General features: G+C 45.1%; 15 protein-coding genes. 12 read left to right on the top strand and 3 right to left on the bottom strand.

All coding sequences use genetic code 11. From position 1 onward, the window contains the following. Positions 1–102: 102 nt before the first annotated feature. The 5 genes from LIX84_RS06360 (at position 103) to LIX84_RS06340 (ending at position 5754) form a co-directional block, all read left to right on the top strand. On the top strand, positions 103–1938 hold the full coding sequence (locus LIX84_RS06360; RefSeq protein WP_226420937.1) for a sensor histidine kinase: 1836 nt from the start codon (positions 103–105) through the stop codon (positions 1936–1938). Between the two features lie 25 nt (positions 1939–1963). Then, positions 1964–2566: a response regulator transcription factor gene (locus LIX84_RS06355; RefSeq protein ID WP_226420936.1), complete on the top strand. Its 603-nt coding sequence runs from the start codon at positions 1964–1966 to the stop codon at positions 2564–2566. A 100-nt stretch (positions 2567–2666) separates the two neighbouring features. Further along, entirely contained in the window at positions 2667–3065 is a 399-nt protein-coding gene (locus tag LIX84_RS06350) for a hypothetical protein (RefSeq protein WP_104971937.1), read from the top strand. A 65-nt stretch (positions 3066–3130) separates the two neighbouring features. Beyond that, entirely contained in the window at positions 3131–5242 is a 2112-nt protein-coding gene (locus LIX84_RS06345) for a protein-disulfide reductase DsbD family protein (protein ID WP_226420935.1), read from the top strand. Next, the gene (locus LIX84_RS06340) at positions 5239–5754 is read left to right on the top strand and encodes a protein disulfide oxidoreductase (protein ID WP_226420934.1); all 516 of its coding nucleotides are present in this window, start codon (positions 5239–5241) and stop codon (positions 5752–5754) included. Before LIX84_RS06345 ends, LIX84_RS06340 begins: the two co-directional genes overlap by 4 nt. 49 nt (positions 5755–5803) lie before the next feature. On the opposite strand, the gene LIX84_RS06335 is transcribed toward LIX84_RS06340, so the two are convergent. After that, positions 5804–6337 (bottom strand): hypothetical protein, encoded by a 534-nt coding sequence (locus tag LIX84_RS06335; RefSeq protein ID WP_012841605.1) that lies wholly within the window; start codon positions 6335–6337, stop codon positions 5804–5806. Positions 6338–6713: 376 nt separating this feature from the next. On the opposite strand from LIX84_RS06335, the gene LIX84_RS06330 reads away from it, so the two are divergent. From LIX84_RS06330 to LIX84_RS06300, 7 genes are all read left to right on the top strand, one after another. Continuing rightward, positions 6714–7526, top strand: a complete 813-nt coding sequence (locus LIX84_RS06330) for an NlpC/P60 family protein (RefSeq protein ID WP_226420933.1) — start codon at positions 6714–6716, stop codon at positions 7524–7526. Between the two features lie 2 nt (positions 7527–7528). Beyond that, positions 7529–7963 carry a hypothetical protein gene (locus LIX84_RS06325; protein WP_226420932.1) on the top strand — a complete coding sequence of 145 codons (435 nt, stop codon included), beginning with the start codon at positions 7529–7531 and terminating at the stop codon, positions 7961–7963. A 228-nt stretch (positions 7964–8191) separates the two neighbouring features. Next, positions 8192–9325: an efflux RND transporter periplasmic adaptor subunit gene (locus LIX84_RS06320; protein WP_047010019.1), complete on the top strand. Its 1134-nt coding sequence runs from the start codon at positions 8192–8194 to the stop codon at positions 9323–9325. After that, positions 9318–10589 (top strand): TolC family protein, encoded by a 1272-nt coding sequence (locus LIX84_RS06315; RefSeq protein ID WP_226420931.1) that lies wholly within the window; start codon positions 9318–9320, stop codon positions 10587–10589. The genes LIX84_RS06320 and LIX84_RS06315 overlap by 8 nt, the downstream gene beginning before the upstream one ends. Further along, positions 10586–11800 carry an ABC transporter permease gene (locus tag LIX84_RS06310; protein ID WP_226420930.1) on the top strand — a complete coding sequence of 405 codons (1215 nt, stop codon included), beginning with the start codon at positions 10586–10588 and terminating at the stop codon, positions 11798–11800. Before LIX84_RS06315 ends, LIX84_RS06310 begins: the two co-directional genes overlap by 4 nt. A 2-nt stretch (positions 11801–11802) precedes the next feature. After that, a complete protein-coding gene (locus LIX84_RS06305; protein WP_226420929.1) occupies positions 11803–13086 on the top strand; it encodes an ABC transporter permease in 1284 nt (427 codons plus the stop codon). A gap of 22 nt (positions 13087–13108) precedes the next feature. Then, positions 13109–13807: an ABC transporter ATP-binding protein gene (locus tag LIX84_RS06300; RefSeq protein WP_226421145.1), complete on the top strand. Its 699-nt coding sequence runs from the start codon at positions 13109–13111 to the stop codon at positions 13805–13807. Positions 13808–13885: 78 nt separating this feature from the next. On the opposite strand, the gene LIX84_RS06295 is transcribed toward LIX84_RS06300, so the two are convergent. Both LIX84_RS06295 and LIX84_RS06290 read right to left on the bottom strand, forming a co-directional pair. After that, on the bottom strand, positions 13886–14569 hold the full coding sequence (locus tag LIX84_RS06295) for a topoisomerase I (RefSeq protein WP_226420928.1): 684 nt from the start codon (positions 14567–14569) through the stop codon (positions 13886–13888). Positions 14570–14637: 68 nt separating this feature from the next. Beyond that, positions 14638–15555 (bottom strand): leukocidin family pore-forming toxin, encoded by a 918-nt coding sequence (locus LIX84_RS06290; RefSeq protein ID WP_053809756.1) that lies wholly within the window; start codon positions 15553–15555, stop codon positions 14638–14640. Between the last annotated feature and the right edge of the window lie 729 nt (positions 15556–16284).

Raw genomic sequence — 16284 nt, 5'->3', positions numbered from 1 at the left:
TTTCCACATACCCAGATCAAACTTGATCTAAAACAAATGTGGTTTAGGGAAGGTAGCTGTTATTCTTGCTTCATTATTTTCGAAGGAACGATTCGACTCATCATGAACAAAATGCCACGGTTGCTTCAGTTTTGGATTCTTTGCTTAGTTGCCTTTGCATCTTTGGCTCAGGGCGCAGTTTCTGAACAAGCAGATCTGCAAAGAATGCAAGAGCAAAAAGCAGAGCAGCCACAGGCCAAGCAAAAAGTCGAAGTGGGCGTGTTAGCGATACGTGGTCATCTTTATGCCGAGCAGAGATGGCAACCGACCATTGATTGGCTCAATCAGCAAATTTCCGATGTGCATTTTGTCCTTCATCCCCTTAACTTGGATGAAATGGGCGAAGCGGTGAAGTTTCAGACCATGGATTTCATCTTAACTAACCCAGGTCAGGCAGTGCGGTTGGGTAGGCAATACGCGCTATCGTGGATGGCAACGCTAACCAGCCGAGCGCCGCAAAATTCGAACTACGGCATTGGTTCGGCGCTGGTGGTTCGAGCCGGTTCAAGCTATCAAACATTGCAAGATGTCTCAGGGCTTCCCGTTGCTGCTGTATCAGAAAAAGCCTTTGGCGGTTACTTAACGCTGCGTTACCAGATAGTCGAAATGGGTCTTAATCCTAACGATTTCTTTGCTGATGTCCGTTACCTCGGCTTTCCTATTGACGCCAACCTGTATCAATTGCGTGATGGTAATGTGGAAGCCGCTGTCATCCCTGCTTGTTTATTGGAACAGATGCAAAATGAAGGTCTGTTACAGCAAGGTGATTTTCGAGTCCTAAATCAACAGCCAAATGAACATTCTTCGTGCGCTGTTTCTACGCCGTTATATCCAAACTGGTCATTTGCCAAAACAGAGCGTGGCTCAGCTCAGCTCGCCAAACAGATTGCGCAAGTCTTGCTTGCTATGCCGCCAGATCACCCTGCGATTATTGCGGCAGGCGCGTCAGGTTGGACGTCACCCGTCAGCTTGCTGAGCATCGACAAACTTTATCAGGCGCTAGACCTCCATCCGTTGCAGCAGCCTTGGTGGCAAGAAGCATTGCGTTGGCTGCGTAGTCATCAGGAATGGGCGTGGGCGCTGTTCATTTTTGTGATTGTATTGAACGCTTACCACTTTTGGCTTGAGTATCGATTTAGCAAGAGCAAGCAAGCGTTGGAGCATACATCGTTACGTTTAAAAGAGAAAAGTGAACAGTTAGAGCATTCACAAAGAGTCGCGATTGTCGGTGAAATCGGCACCAGTCTTGCCCATGAGCTCAATCAGCCATTGGCGGCCATTCGCAATTACAGTGAAGGCGGTTTACTTCGCTTGGCCAAAAAACGCCCTCATGAAGATATTGTCCCAGTGCTTGAGAAAATACAGGGGCAAGTTGAACGAGCCGATGCAATTATTCAGCGCTTAAGAACGTTGATCCGCAAGCGTAGTGTCGACAAAGCGCCGTGCGATCTTCAAGTTCTTATTGATGACACGATTGAGTTGCTCCATTTTCGAATGCAGAAGCAAAATATTTCGATTATGACCAGTATGGAAGGGAACGTCCGTCCGGTACTTGTCGACGCTGTGGGCGTTCAACAGGTTTTAGTTAATGTGATCAGTAACGCGATTGATGCGTGTACTTTGTTCCAAGAGAAATATCACTCGTCAGGTTATCAAGGTAAAATTGCCCTGCATAGTGACTACCAAGTCAATCAACTTTCCATTCGAGTATTGGACAACGGAACAGGGTTGCAGCAAGAGAATCCAACTCAAGCGTTTGTGAGTAGCAAAGAAGAGGGGCTCGGGCTGGGGTTAGCCATTTGTCGTGATGTAATGGAAATGCATGGTGGCGAGTTTCTCATCAGCTCGACAGCGCCACATGGCTGTTTGGTTGAGCTCGTGTTTCCATATCAAAACTAATCTGAACTAGGCATAGGAGCATTCAATGAGCAGCGGTGAAAAGCAGCTACCTGTTTTTGTAGTCGACGATGATGAATCGGTGCGTGACTCGCTCGCTTTTATGTTGGAAGAACATGACTTCAACGTCACCACTTTTGCTGATGGGCAGTCTTTCCTCGATGAGGTGAACGTTCAGCAAGCGGGGTGTATCATTCTTGATAGTCGAATGCCAAATCTTCGTGGTCAGCAAGTCCATCAAGTTTTAAATCAAGCCAACAGTCCCTTGGCCGTTATTTACCTGACCGGACATGGTGATGTCCCGATGGCGGTCGATGCATTACAAGCTGGCGCGGTCAATTTTTTCCAAAAGCCAGTCAAAGGAGATGAGTTGGCGCAAGCCATTTTGCAGGGGCAAGTGCAGTCGGCTGCAAACCTTGATATGGCGGCGGCAAAATCGGCGTATGAATCGCTCACTCCTAGAGAAAAAGACATTTTACGTTTGATCATTGCAGGCAAGCGCAACATTCGAATTGCTGACGAACTTTGCATTGCAATGCGCACGGTTGAAGTACACCGCGCTAACCTATTGAAAAAGTTCTCAGCGAAAACCGTCGCAGAGTTGGCATATATTTATGGCAAGCTAGATTAGAGCTTAGTGAGTGAAGCTTCTAATGTTATTTGTGGATACAACTTGAGCTTTATGACGACTCGCGTATTATCTTCTTCGTTCCTACTTTATCTGAATTCTTATGAGTTTATTGACTAAACGACATCACACACCACATAAACGGGTGAAATGGCTACTAGCGATTATTGGCTGGGTGGTTGTCGTGTGCCTGATGCAAAATTCAGGTTTTGCATCGTCATGCTCTATGAAGTACGAGACGGTATCGCCTGCTGTTTCACTTACTGATGAGGGTTCGAGCGTCAAGTCGATTGATGCTAAAGAAACCAGCAAATGCGAATTGTCTGAAAAGTTGATTCAATTTTCTCAACATCAACTCGATGCATTTATTGTTGTTCTGTTTGTCGGTCTTTTAGCGTCGGCTATTTGGATGTGCTGCACTTATATTCGCGCACAAAATTGGACGGAGCCGATAGGTCGTAAGTATCGAGTCCATCTGACTTTCTGTGTATTCCAAGAATAAAAACGTGCTTTCTGACCAATAACGTCAGCGATTTAGCACATTTGTTTTTATTATTAGGAATCACTATGAATCAAATTACCAAACTGACTCAGTTCGCGTCTATGTTCTTTATGACGCTGGCTTTGAGTTTGTTCTCTCTGAATATTTCAGCACAAACTACCGATACCGGTTGGATGACCAACCCGCAACATCCTCCAGTGCAAACGCGCTTTGTACTAACGGGTCAACAAGATCCGCAAGCCCAAACACTTACAGGCTATTTGGATGTCAAGTTAACCGGAGACTGGAAAACTTACTGGCGATCGCCGGGCGAGGGTGGTGTCGCGCCATCGATAGATTGGCAAAACTCGCAAAACCTGAGTAAGGTTGATTGGCAATGGCCATATCCGCAAAAGTTTGAGTTATTGGGCATTGAGACTCTCGGTTACAAAGGCGACACTTTGTTCCCAATGACGCTGCATATCGACGATATGTCGAAACCCGTCACGATTGATGCAGTGCTCACGCTTTCTTCCTGTACGACGATTTGTGTGCTGACGGACTACCAAATTCAATTGACGTTCTTACCTTCTGAGCTGAAAGTGGACGAAGACGTGATGTTCAGTTACGCCCAAGCGGTGAGTAATGTTCCTCAATCTTCGCCTTTTGTTGAGGTCATGCAAACAAACTGGGATGCGACTCAATCCAAATTACAAATCAAACTAAAGAACACGCAAGGTTGGCAAAATCCTCAAGTGTTGGTGGATGGTGTTGGTGATGCGATTCGTGACTACAGCTTCAAGTTGGATGGACTTCAGCAAGAAGGTGATATCGTCACAGCAAATTACTCGGTTGATACCTGGCTGGGTGAGGTAGAGCTTAATGAACAATCGTTATATGTTTCTATCAAAGATGATAACTTGCTGGTCGAAGAGGTAACACAAGCACAAGCAGGAGCGGTTACATCGTCACTGCCAACTACCTCTTTAGAGAGTATTTTCTTATTTGCACTGTTAGGCGGTTTGATTTTGAACATCATGCCGTGTGTGCTGCCTGTATTGGGGATGAAGCTCAGCAGTATTGTGGCTGCGCATGGTGTAGAGCGCCGTCAAATTCGTACCCAGTTTATCGCTTCTTCTCTGGGGATTCTCACTTCGTTCTGGCTGATAGCTGGATTCATTTTGGTGTTGAAGCTTACGGGTAACGCGATCGGTTGGGGCGTACAGTTCCAAAGCCCTTGGTTCCTAGGATTGATGGTACTAGTCACTGCTTTGTTCGGCGCCAATATGTTGGGGTTATTTGAAATCCGTCTGTCATCGGGTACCAATACATGGCTCGCATCGAAAGGTGATAACTCTCTAGTGGGTCACTACGTTCAAGGTATGTTCGCTACTTTGCTTGCGACACCTTGTTCCGCACCGTTTTTAGGCACTGCCGTTGCTTTTGCCTTGGGCGCGGACGTATTAACGTTATTTGCAACCTTTACAGCATTAGCATTGGGTATGGCACTGCCTTGGATCTTAGTCGCTGTGTTTCCAAGTATCGCGCTAAAACTACCAAAGCCTGGTCCATGGATGAATGTCGTTAAGATCGTGTTTGGCATAATGATGTTGGCAACCAGCGTTTGGCTACTTTCATTAATGGCAAATCATGTACCGATGTTATGGATTGCACTCATCGCTGTGGTTGCTTTTGTCGTCATGATGGCAAGAGTTAAGCGTGTGTATGGTGAGAAAGCACTTGCTGTATCGGGGACCGCATCGTTAGTGTTGATAGCTGGTGGCCTGTTACTTGGTAGTGTCACTGCCGACCAATGGGCGACACCGCTTCCTGAGGACTTAGCGTGGCAGAAGCTTTCTAATTCAGCGATTGAAGAGCACGTCAATAATGGGCGAGTGGTGTTTGTTGATGTGACTGCGGATTGGTGTGTCACGTGTAAAGCGAACAAGATCGGCGTTTTATGGCAAGACCCGGTTTATTCTTTGCTTCAAAGTCCTAATGTGGCGACGTTAAAAGGGGATTGGACACATCCGGACGGCTCGGTAACGGACTTTTTACGAGCTCATGGGCGTTACGGTGTGCCGTTTAACATCGTCTATGGCCCGGCGGCGCCACAAGGTATCCCGTTACCTGTGATTCTGACTGATGATGTTGTTTTAAGCGCGGTGAAACAAGCGAGTGGGGGAACCATTCAATGAGTCCGACAAAGCAGCGTAGAACATTCCGATATTGGCTCATTCAAATCGTACAGATGGTGCTCATTGTCACCGTCATTTCCATCGTGATGGATTGGTATCGCACTAAAGATATTCCTAAACAGGAGGCACCACCATTGAGCTCCGTATTGAGCGATGGTGAATATTTCGATGCAATCGCGCAAAGTCATGAACAACCTGTCGTTGTTTACTTTTGGGCGACTTGGTGTCCCGCTTGTAAATTTGTAAGTCCAAGCGTGAGCTGGCTGAGTGATGACTATGCCGTAGTTGGCGTTTCTGGCTCATCGGGGCCGAATGAGCGTGTGGCGCAGTTTATGCAGGCAAAAGAATATCGTTTTGAAAACATAAACGATCCTTCAAGCGATATTATGCGTGAATGGAAAATTAGCGTGACTCCAACCATTTATATTTTAAGAAATGGTGAAGTGACCTCTATTACGACAGGCGTCACAACGCCGGTAGGAATATTGGCGAGAATTTGGTTAGCTCAATAACGAAATAAAAGTCCGATATTCAAAATACTGAATATCGGATTTTTTCTTTTTATTTTCTCGCTCCAACGGGAATCATAATGTGTGCGTATGGCGTGCCTTTCCACATCACGTATGGGCCACCATAACTTGGATCGGTTGGTAGAGAGTCGAGCAACGCTTGGTCTGGCGTAATAATCATCAAGTGTGGTCCTTCCACAATCCATTGATTATCGTCCGTCATCCCTTCTGCAAATGGGTCGGTGTTACTGGCACCGCCATCACCCGCTAACATGTAAGAAATACCTAATGCTTTGGCTTGGAAAGGCTTTTTGTTCATCCAAGCGTCTGCCCATTCCATCCAAGGACCATCCATACACATTGGCGCTGTGCCTTCCAATTGAGGTGGCGTTGGGAAGCAAGTGTATTGGCTAGAACCTTCTTGCAGAACATTATTGTTCCAGTCCATCACTGTTACTTTATCGCGAATAGTCGGTGGTGCAGCACTCAGTGCATCTTCTAAAAGTGCTTTTGAATCATCGGCTGCGAATGCGCCAAAAGCGCAGCTGACCGAAACAACAGCAGTTAAATAAGGAGTTAGTTTCATAAATTAAACCTCAAGTTAATACAACATGAGAATTTGAGCACTTTAATTATAGAATGATATTAAAAATAATAATCATTATTTAAATGGAAAATAATAAGCGATAGGTTTGTTATGTTAATTTAAGTGTTCTTTCATATACAGTTTATCGTCTACTAATACGTGTAGTTTAAAAACATCCGGCTGTTCTGCTTTGAAGCGTTACCAAAAGATGTTAGATAGATGTTTTTAGTGATATGAGTTGAGTTTATTTGTAATCTATATTTTCAACACCTAATTTCCCTCGTATGGCTAATCGTATAAAAAATATTTCATCTTTATTGTTGTCACACTAAGGCGTACTTTCTTAAGTATATGATTAGCTATAAAGGTAATGAGAATGGGACTAAAAATCCGTGGCTCTGTTGGTATAAATGGCACTAACTCTAAAAATGATGTTAAAGCAGTTCAACAATTTTTAAATGATAACCAAAAGAGAATAGGGTTTACCCGACTGTTGGTTGTTGATGGCTCGTTAGGGCGGAGCCCTCATTTATCGAAAACAGTAGAGGCAATAAAAGTGTGTCAGCGTAAGCTGCTTTATATGGTAAAGCCAGATGGTCGGATTGATGTAAATGGTAAAACTCATCGTAAGCTCAACGGGTTACCATCCAATAGCTCAGTGAAAAATGATTCTCATGATGCTCAAAAGCTAGTAACCAAAGTACCTTGGATGAAAACAGCGTTGGGAGAAATTGTACAAAAAGAAGTTTCAGGTACTAAAGCCAACCCAAGGATTTTAGATTATTTTACGGCATCTAAGTTCTGGGGGACTGATGACTCTGGAGGTCAAAATGCTTGGTGTGGTTCGTTTGCCGCTTGGGTTTTTAAACAACACGGAATCACTCCAGTAAAAGAAGCTTATCGAGCAAAGGAGTGGAAGGGTTTTGGTAAAAACATCTCAGATCCTATACATGGAGCTCTAGGGATTAAATCGAGAAAAGGTGGCGGGCATGTTGCTTTTGTAGTGGGAAAGAGCCCAGATGGGAGGCATTTGTACATGTTAGGAGGAAACCAAAGCAACCAAGTCAATATAGCAAAGTACTCTATTGATGTTTGGGACAAATTCGTAGTGCCGAGTAACTACGATGAAACAAAAGGCACTTTACCTGTATATACAAAAGGCTCTGCCTTAGCAGGAACGGAAAGTTAAATATGAAGAAATTTATAAGTTTGTTAGGTTGTGTGAGCTTATCAGCTTGTGCTTCAGAGGGAGTGTACTCTCAGAATGAGGCACTCAAAGATGCGATATTCCAAACGCCCTATTCTGCAGTGGTGAAAGTTACAGGTTTTGAAAAATTTTCTGAACATGAGGAAGATGTGCTCTTTAAAGTTCAAGCAGAAGTGATTCAGAAACTTCGTGGAGACGTTGGGTCTGAGATTACTTTCAGTATGTATGGCGAGCTAGGAGATGAGCCCAATATACACAATGGTCCTGTCATTCTCACTCTATGTCATGATAAAGATACATATTATTGGCCTGGGACGGGGGCTGAGTTTGAGGCTAATCAAGAGAATATATTATACGCTCAAGAAACAGCTGCTCACTTAGATATAGATCAGCGCCATTTTGCACATTGTTCAGAATGAAAAGGGTGGCGGTTGAAACGAGCGGTTACAGAGCATGTTAGTCGCCATCGTAGACAGCGTCTTTGCTGAATGATTCGTCGAGATTTTTTTAGTCTTTGATTGTCAGAGGCGACTGACAAAACCATACCAACTGTGACAACCAAACCGCTATTAAAGCAGGATATTATTCCTTCAACTTTGTGTTTTAGGAGTAGTCATTAGACTACCCAATAATTGTTGGAATAAATAATGACGAAACGTTGGCTTGTCTCCGCTGTGAGCATTGCGCTGCTCGGCGGTGGTACGTATTTCTATCTCCAATCTGCCGCTCAACCAGAATTACTGCCTACATTGATTGTGGAAAAAGGCACGATTGAAAAACAAGCGGTGGCTGTTGGTAAAATTGTCCCTGCACACTCTGTGTCTATCAAGTCACAAATCGACGGTATCGTCGGTGAAATTTACGCGAAAGTTGGTGAAAAGGTGAAGCAAGGCCAACCGCTGATCAAAGTGCGTCCAAACCCAACTCCCCAAGCATTAACGGATGCATCGGCAGAACTCATGCGTAGCGAAGCCGAGCTGGAATCCGCCAAACAAAAACTGTCCAACTTAGAAAGCTTGGTCAAGCAGGACATTATTCCAAGTAACTACGACGAATACGTAAGTGCGCGCTCGGCAGTCAAATCTGCGCAAGCGGACGTATTGCAAAAGCGCCAGAATCTCGAACTCATCCGTAGTGGTGAGGCGTCGATCGGCGATGCGCGTTTAACGTCGACGATCTACGCGCCAATTGATGGCACGGTACTCAACCAGAAAGTTGAGGTCGGAGAGCCGATCATCTCGACTCAATCAAGCCAAGCCGCGACTGAAATGATGTCATTGGCCGACATGAACAGTCTGATTTTTAAAGGTAGCGTCAGTGAGCATGATGCTGCGCAGTTGTCTCCGGGAATGCCCGTTATGTTGACGGTTGCGCCTTATCCTGATGTGGCGATTTCTGGTGTGCTAACCAAAGTGGCGATTCAATCTGAGAACCTTAACTCACCAGAGGGCAATGCTTCGGCAAAAAGTTTTGATAACGGCTTTGAGGTTGAAGTGGGAGAACTCAAGATCCCACAAGATGTGTTGCTTCGTTCTGGTTTTTCATCGACGGCTCAAATCATTCTGAAGAAGTCTGAAAACGTGCTCACTCTACCGGAGCGCGCTCTGCAATTTGATGGTGACGCACCGAATGTTCTGATCCCCGATAGCTCAGAACAAGGGTTTCATAAACAACCTGTGAAACTCGGTCTGTCAGATGGCATCAATGTCGAAGTGCTTGATGGCGTGGAGCTTGATGAAGAGGTCATCGACAACAGCATGATGGGAGCGGCGCATGGTTAAGCTGCAACGATCAAAAATCGCCTTTGCATTGTTGGCTGCCACGCTCAGTTTGCCGACCTACGCAATTTCTATTGAACAAGCTTGGCAACAAGCAAAGCAGAACGATCCAAATTACGAAAAAGCGAAAATCGGCGTCCAGCTTGGCGAGGTTGGCGTACAGAGTAGCCGCAGTGCGTTATTGCCGGGCTTAAGTGCCAGTGCGTCAGCGGATTGGAATGAGTCCTCAAGCCATTCGAACAGTTACGGCGCTACCTTATCTCAAACTATTTGGGATAGCAGTTTGTGGTCGGAACTGGATCAAGCGAATGCCAATTATCTCAAAACACAGTTAGAGCTATCTCAATCACATAACGAGCTTGCGCAGAAGTTGCTCACCGCTTACCTAGATGTGGCAAGCGCACAGGGCGACCTCAAATTGGCGCAGTCCAAGCTGGAGGAGGGGAAAGAACTTCTCAACATCATCGAGAAACGCTATCGAGCAGGCAAAGTGAAGTCGGTTGATGTTGAAGAAATGCGAGCGAATCAAGTCTCTGAGCAAGCAAGTATCCTCAATGCAAAAGCCGATCTCGAAGTGAAAAAAGCAGAGCTTGCGGCGTTAATCAATCAAATGCCGGAGAGTGTCGACCAAATTCGAACGGATTCTTTGATTCAGCCGCCGATGCTGGTGGACTCTCAGGAGCAATGGCTAAAGCTGGCGAAAGACAGTAGTCCAGAGCTGTTGGTGGCGGCGCAGATGGTGAAAGCGAGCGAGTTCGCGAAAGATTCAGCTAAAGGAGGATACTACCCAACCGTCAAAGGCAGTGTGGGCTACAGCGATGGTGACAATCGTTCAAACGGCGAGTTTAACGCTGGGATTAGTTTGAGTTTGCCGATTGACCTCAATGGTGCAGTGCGAGCGAAAGTGGACGAAGCATCGTTGAACATTTTAAGCGCCAAGCAAGATATGCGTAGAGTGGAAATTGATATTCAGAAACGAGTTATTCAGCAGTTTACGCAGGTCGATATCAACTGGAATCAAGTTTTGATAGCGAACGAGCTGGTTGAGTCGCGCGCCAGAGTGTTGCAAAGCAAAGAGAAACTTTACGACGCTGGCCTGCTTGAAGTGTCGGAAGTTATCAGCGCACACAACAGCTTGTTTGAGGCGAAAAACAGTCTGCAAACCAACTTGTACAGCTACTGGCGTAAGAGAATCGGCTTACTGCAAACCGCAGGGAAACTCGATGACGATACCATGGCGTTGATCTCTCGAGCTTTTCATTCATGATCAGTCTATTGCAACAAACTTGGCAAACGTTGATGGCGCATCGCATGAAGAGCGTGCTAGCCATTATCGCGATTGCTTGGGGCGTGATCTCTGTGGTGGTGTTAATCGCACTTGGCGAAGGCTTTTATCGCCATCAGACCCAGTCGTTTTCATTTATGATCAACAATGTGCAAGTGGTGTTTCCGTCGAGTACCAGTAAACCGTGGCAAGGGTTAGCTTCAAGACGACAAATTGATATTCCACAAGAAAAAGTCGACATGATCAAACAGTCGGGCTTCGTACAACAGGCGTCAAGCGTTTACGCCAAATGGGATGCGAATATCACCAATCTCAAAGGACAGAACTTATCAAGTACGGTCAACGGTATTGATACGTCTTACTTTCCTTTAATGCAACGTAAGCTGCAATCCGGTTCGAGAAACCTGTCACCAAGTGATATGGACAACCACACTCGCGTGGCAGTGTTAGGCGATCAAATTGCGCAAATGGGCGGAATCCAAATCGGGGATAGGCTCAAAGTCAACGGCATTCCGTTTTTGGTGATTGGGATAACCGTCGGTGAGGACACTGGCATTTCATTCGGCGATAGCCGCACTGTTTTCATTCCTCAAACAACGTACCGCGATTTGTGGGATGCGAAACCTTGGATGGTATTGATGAAGCCGAGAGATGGGATTGATGCACCGTCGTTTCGACAAAATATCGTGAACTTTTTCGCCAAGCAGCTTCATTTTGACCCAAGTGATAAAGATGCGGTCGAATTACCTGATTTTAGTGAAGGTGCGGCGGTCATCAGTGGAATTTTGCGTGGCATTCAGATTTTTCTTGGAGCGAGCGGCGCGATGACCATGGCGGTCGGTGCGCTTGGCGTTGCCAACATCATGTTTTTATCTGTCACGGAGCGCACGCGTGAAATTGGTGTGCGTTTGGCGATCGGGGCGACTCAAAAATCCATACTCAGTCAGTTTATTCTTGAAGGGCTTATTTTGGTAGCCGTGGGCACGGCATTAGGTTTGATGTTTTCGTATGCCGTGGTGTCTGTCCTAAGCAGCATGGCATTACCGGAATGGATGGGTTTACCTGTGATCACGCCAGATTCCATTGCTTGGTCTTTACTTGTGACGCTTATCTTGGCATTGATGGCATCGTATTTCCCAGCAAGGCGAGCATCACGTCTCACACCAGTCATTGCTTTGAATGCGAGGGCCTAGTCATGTTGTTACCGATGAGACAAATTTTCCAAGAAATGGCCGCAGAAAAGTTGAGATTGGGTTTGACCATTCTGGCTGTAGCGTGGGCGACTCTCTGTATCGCTGCTATGTTGGCGGTAGGTGAGGGCATTCGTCAGGGCGTATTGAAAACCGCACAAAATGGTAACGGCAACTTGATCTATTTGACCGGAGGGATGGCCACCGTCGACCACGGTGCTTTTCACCAAGGTAAATTTCTGACATTAAAAATGGACGATTCAGAGGTCGTTCGAGCGTTACCCGATGTAAAAAGTGTTGCGCCAACTGCGAAGTGGAAAGAGCGCATCACCGTTGGTGACAGAAGCTCGTGGCAAGAGCCCTTAGCGGTCACGAGCGAGTTTCAATCCATGACCAATTTGGTGCCGATGGCGGGAGGGCGATGGTTAAATCCACTCGATCAAAAAGAGACGCGCAAAGTCGTTGTACTGGGTTATGAACTGGCAGCCGACTTATTCAACCCGAATGAGGACTTTAGTTGGTTTGCGACAGTCACATTGCAACTCAACCCTGTGGGGAAAAAGGTAAAAATCGGCAATGAGGAGTTCACCGTTGTGGGCGTATTGGAGAAAAACAGCGCTCAAATAGAACTGGGGGATCTTATCAACTATTCCAGCTTTGTGCCGTTAGCGACGTGGAAGCGATTTCATGTCAACGGTGAAATTGGTGGCATCAATGTGCAGCCACAAGCGGATGTAGACCGAGAAGCCTTAGCGAAGACGGTAAGGCAAGTGATTGCTCGTAAACACGGGGCAAGTGTCAGTGATGAACAGGTCGTCCAAGTCGATGATATGTTCCTTAAACAAAAGAGTATGCAGCAGTTTCTGATAGGTTTGCAGAGTTTTCTTGGCATTATCGGCTTCGTGACGTTAGCTGTTGCTGGCGTCGGCATTGCCAATGTGATGTATGCCACCGTAAAGCGATCTACGCGTGATATCGGCGTGCGCATGGCAGTCGGTGCAACCCCAACGGCCATTCGCATGCACTATTTAGTGCAGTCTTTATTGACAATGATGATGGGGGGCGCGCTTGGGTTAGCCGTGACGTACGCGCTGGTGTCTGCCATCAGTTCCATTCCTTTAGAGGGCAATGCCTTTTATGAACAACTGGGTAAACCTGTCCCTGAGTTGTCGTGGGTCGTTGTCGCGATTGTCATCCTCACCTTAGTGATCATTGGTGTGGCATCTGCATGGTTACCTGCAAACCGAGCCGCAAAAGTCAGCCCGTTGGAGGCGCTACAAAGTGAATAACAACAATAACTCTGGAGAGAACATGTCGAACAAGCCGCTTGTTGAGCTGAACAACATCTGTAAATACTACTCAAGCGGGGAGGCGGAAGTTCGCGCGCTAGACGGCGTTGACTTAACCATTAATCAAGGCGAGTTTCTTTCCATTCTTGGCCCGTCCGGTTCGGGTAAGTCAACGTTGATGAACATGCTCGGCTGTTTAGATAAGCCCACCGATGGTGAGTACCAACTTGGCGGCCAAAACGTCGCAAGTTTAAGTGCGAATGACCTGGCTGGTATTCGTAACCAAAAGATCGGATTTGTCTTCCAAAGCTTTAACTTATTGGAATACGCGACGGCGCTCGATAACGTGGCACTGCCGTTGGTTTACTCTGGCATCAAAGCCAAAGAACGTCGCCAGCGCGCAGCTAAATTGCTAGAGCAAGTCGGGCTAGGGGATCGTTTAGATCATAAACCAAACCAGCTTTCTGGTGGTCAAAAGCAAAGAGTTGCGATTGCAAGAGCCTTGGTCAACGATCCGCAAATCATCTTAGCGGATGAACCAACGGGTGCATTGGATTCAAAATCCGGCGCGGAGATTGAAGCCTTGTTCAATCAACTTCACGCTGAAGGCAGAACCTTGATCATCGTGACGCACGATAACGCCCTAGCAGAGCGCACCAAACGCATCATCACCATCAAAGATGGCAAGGTGATTTCGGATAGGGCTCCGGAGGGAAGATAAATGAATTTTTCTTGATTGAGACTGGAGTTACTTTAAGGAAGATAGCCATGGAATAGGAGAAGCTATCTTCCTTTATTTTTATTCGCGATGTTCGCTTTGTCTCTCTTTTATCAAGTCATGCTTTTGTTCTTTCAGTAGAGTGATTGCGAGCTTAGTGTCCTCAATCAATTTACTGTTATCGTTGAGATCTTTGCTCTTCAAAGGCAAAACCAGATAATGAATGCTGCCATCCTCATTCTGTACTCCGGTAGCAATGATGACATCACCTTCAGACGCCGTACCAAAATACTCTGAAACGACTTTGGTTTCGCTGACACCGTAACTATCCAAATAGGATGATTCCGTGTTGTCAAACAAGATAGGAACCCCTTGTTTAGCTAATGTTCGCAATTGTTTTTGCTTTTGCTCGTCGAATGGATAGTCGGTTGTACTGATGTAACTTACCTGTTCAGCTTCAATAAAATCGTACAGTTCATTGCTCAATTCATTTAATGGGGCAGATATCCAAGGTGTAGCTGGAATGACATCGGAAGTAACGTCATTGTCATTCTGTGGTGTTGGAACGGTAACCACCTCTTGAGCTGCATCGCTCTCAGGAGGCGTTACACTTCTTGTTTCAGTTTTCTCTGTCTTGATTTGCTCGTCAAAGCTTGCAACAGAATCGCTCTGGGAATTCTTGTTATTTGAATTAATTAGAAATATGGCGAGTACTGCACCAAGTGCTAGCGCCGATCCAGTCAAGAGTTTTTTATTACTTGTCATGTCTTACCGTTTATTTCATTAGTAAATACGGCGGCCACTTATTCATTCCGTGGCCGCAGGCTAATAAGTTAGTGGTAGAGCGCGTCATTCCAAGAGATAGTTACGGCTCGGCTAGTCTCTGTCCATTGACTGCTATCACGATTTTTCTTCCAGGTATTTTCTGGGGTGGTATACCAGCTACACCAGTCACGACCAAAGTAGTAATTGGTTTTTCGCCAACCTGCAACCAGCTTGACTTCTGACGTATCTAGGCCATCTTGAATATCATTTTTTCGATATACAACACCGACTTGCGGTTTAAAGTCAGAGCGCATCACGACAGGTAATTCGCTATAGTCAATTAGGTTGCCCATGTCACAGCTGGTCCAACGGTACAATAACCAGTCTTTAGGTGGAGTATTGTGGCGGATAGTCTGGTTTTCGATAAGCCAATTAATGCTCTCATTGGTCTGATCAAAATCAGCCACCGTCTGAAATTCTGGTTGATCGTAAGTTACACGGTTGCTCCAGGAGATCCCACCGCTAATATTTGGAGAATCAGAAGCACTGAAGCCAAGATTAAAGTCCAGAGACTCACTTACGGATGCTGTTGCAATGGTGTTTTCTGGAGCATGGCTCATATGACGTAAAGGGGCACCATTTAAATAACTCAGTGCCAGTTTAAAGGCTGTTGGGATTGTGTAACGGTAGTCTCCACCGGTGGCAAAACCATAGATCTGCTCTTTATTCGGTACATTAGTCATGTCGAAACCAGAACCTCCGTTTAGAAGCAACTTGGCTTCCTTAGCTCCATTCGGCAGCAAAGACTGATTCCAGACATTTTCTAAGGAGTAAATTAAGCGGATTTTCTTCGAGCGTGCATCGCTATCATCGAGCTGTAGCAAGGTCGAAGTGTAAGCCTTTAATGTATCTTCAGCATGTGCTGGAGCTAGAGAACCAAGTAATGCGAGCGCGATAATACTCGCGGAAAGATGCTGTTTTTCCATTGTTGTTTCCTATTAGTCAGCCCATAAAGGTTATTATTGGGTTTTAACAATAACTCTATGGGTGTTTTATAATTATGGACTGGTTATTAATTGGTGCTCAATAATTGAGCGGTTAAATATTGCACCTTGTTTTTTAATAAAAAAAGGAAAAGTATAGATTCGTGGGATTAATGTCTCATAGTTTTTAAATTCATTACTCAACTATAATAAATAAGAATGTGGTTATTAAGTCTTACCTTTTTAAGTTATTACTTAATTTTTATTTTCTAATGTTATGTTTAAATTACTTATTGATAGAAGTGAAGTTTATAAGTGTTAACCATGTTATTGTTGAGGTTTTTGTTATGCCAAACTAAGTAAAGTGTCGTTATGTGGTCATTACGGATTACTGAATTTAATTTAATTTAAATTAAAACAGTGGTTTATGTTTGTTTTGTTGTCGGTTTTTTCTAGCTTAATGTAATGATTGGGTGACAAAGTCCGTCAATGAATTTGTCATATTCGTGTATGAGATTATATGTTATTTTAAAACGGAAAAATTAAACGTTACATTTGAGATGGTAAATATAGGAAAAGAAATAAATAAGATAATTAAATAATCCTCCTTCCGAGGATATAAAATGTAAGGTACTTTTAATTAAACGAATGCTTGAATAAATTATGGAGTGTGAAAAAGTGCTATTTAAGCTACGCTGTCCTATATTCCAGGTAGCGTCTTGTTTATACAAT

Source organism: Vibrio sp. E14 (assembly GCF_020515785.1).
GTDB classification, from domain to species: domain Bacteria; phylum Pseudomonadota; class Gammaproteobacteria; order Enterobacterales; family Vibrionaceae; genus Vibrio; species Vibrio diabolicus.
The sequence above is the reverse complement of the archived record's forward strand: the minus strand, read 5'-3'. Positions and strand labels throughout refer to the sequence as shown.

What these genes read in the sequence shown, in the direction of transcription:
- LIX84_RS06330 (WP_226420933.1), top strand. Translation starts at nt 6,714, where the DNA reads ATGGGACTAAAAATCCGTGGCTCTGTTGGTATAAATGGCACTAACTCT.
- LIX84_RS06310 (WP_226420930.1), top strand. Translation starts at nt 10,586, where the DNA reads ATGATCAGTCTATTGCAACAAACTTGGCAAACGTTGATGGCGCATCGC.
- LIX84_RS06345 (WP_226420935.1), top strand. Translation starts at nt 3,131, where the DNA reads ATGAATCAAATTACCAAACTGACTCAGTTCGCGTCTATGTTCTTTATG.
- LIX84_RS06360 (WP_226420937.1), top strand. Translation starts at nt 103, where the DNA reads ATGAACAAAATGCCACGGTTGCTTCAGTTTTGGATTCTTTGCTTAGTT.
- LIX84_RS06350 (WP_104971937.1), top strand. Translation starts at nt 2,667, where the DNA reads ATGAGTTTATTGACTAAACGACATCACACACCACATAAACGGGTGAAA.
- LIX84_RS06325 (WP_226420932.1), top strand. Translation starts at nt 7,529, where the DNA reads ATGAAGAAATTTATAAGTTTGTTAGGTTGTGTGAGCTTATCAGCTTGT.
- LIX84_RS06290 (WP_053809756.1), bottom strand. Translation starts at nt 15,555, where the DNA reads ATGGAAAAACAGCATCTTTCCGCGAGTATTATCGCGCTCGCATTACTT.
- LIX84_RS06355 (WP_226420936.1), top strand. Translation starts at nt 1,964, where the DNA reads ATGAGCAGCGGTGAAAAGCAGCTACCTGTTTTTGTAGTCGACGATGAT.
- LIX84_RS06295 (WP_226420928.1), bottom strand. Translation starts at nt 14,569, where the DNA reads ATGACAAGTAATAAAAAACTCTTGACTGGATCGGCGCTAGCACTTGGT.
- LIX84_RS06315 (WP_226420931.1), top strand. Translation starts at nt 9,318, where the DNA reads ATGGTTAAGCTGCAACGATCAAAAATCGCCTTTGCATTGTTGGCTGCC.
- LIX84_RS06305 (WP_226420929.1), top strand. Translation starts at nt 11,803, where the DNA reads ATGTTGTTACCGATGAGACAAATTTTCCAAGAAATGGCCGCAGAAAAG.
- LIX84_RS06335 (WP_012841605.1), bottom strand. Translation starts at nt 6,337, where the DNA reads ATGAAACTAACTCCTTATTTAACTGCTGTTGTTTCGGTCAGCTGCGCT.
- LIX84_RS06340 (WP_226420934.1), top strand. Translation starts at nt 5,239, where the DNA reads ATGAGTCCGACAAAGCAGCGTAGAACATTCCGATATTGGCTCATTCAA.
- LIX84_RS06300 (WP_226421145.1), top strand. Translation starts at nt 13,109, where the DNA reads ATGTCGAACAAGCCGCTTGTTGAGCTGAACAACATCTGTAAATACTAC.
- LIX84_RS06320 (WP_047010019.1), top strand. Translation starts at nt 8,192, where the DNA reads ATGACGAAACGTTGGCTTGTCTCCGCTGTGAGCATTGCGCTGCTCGGC.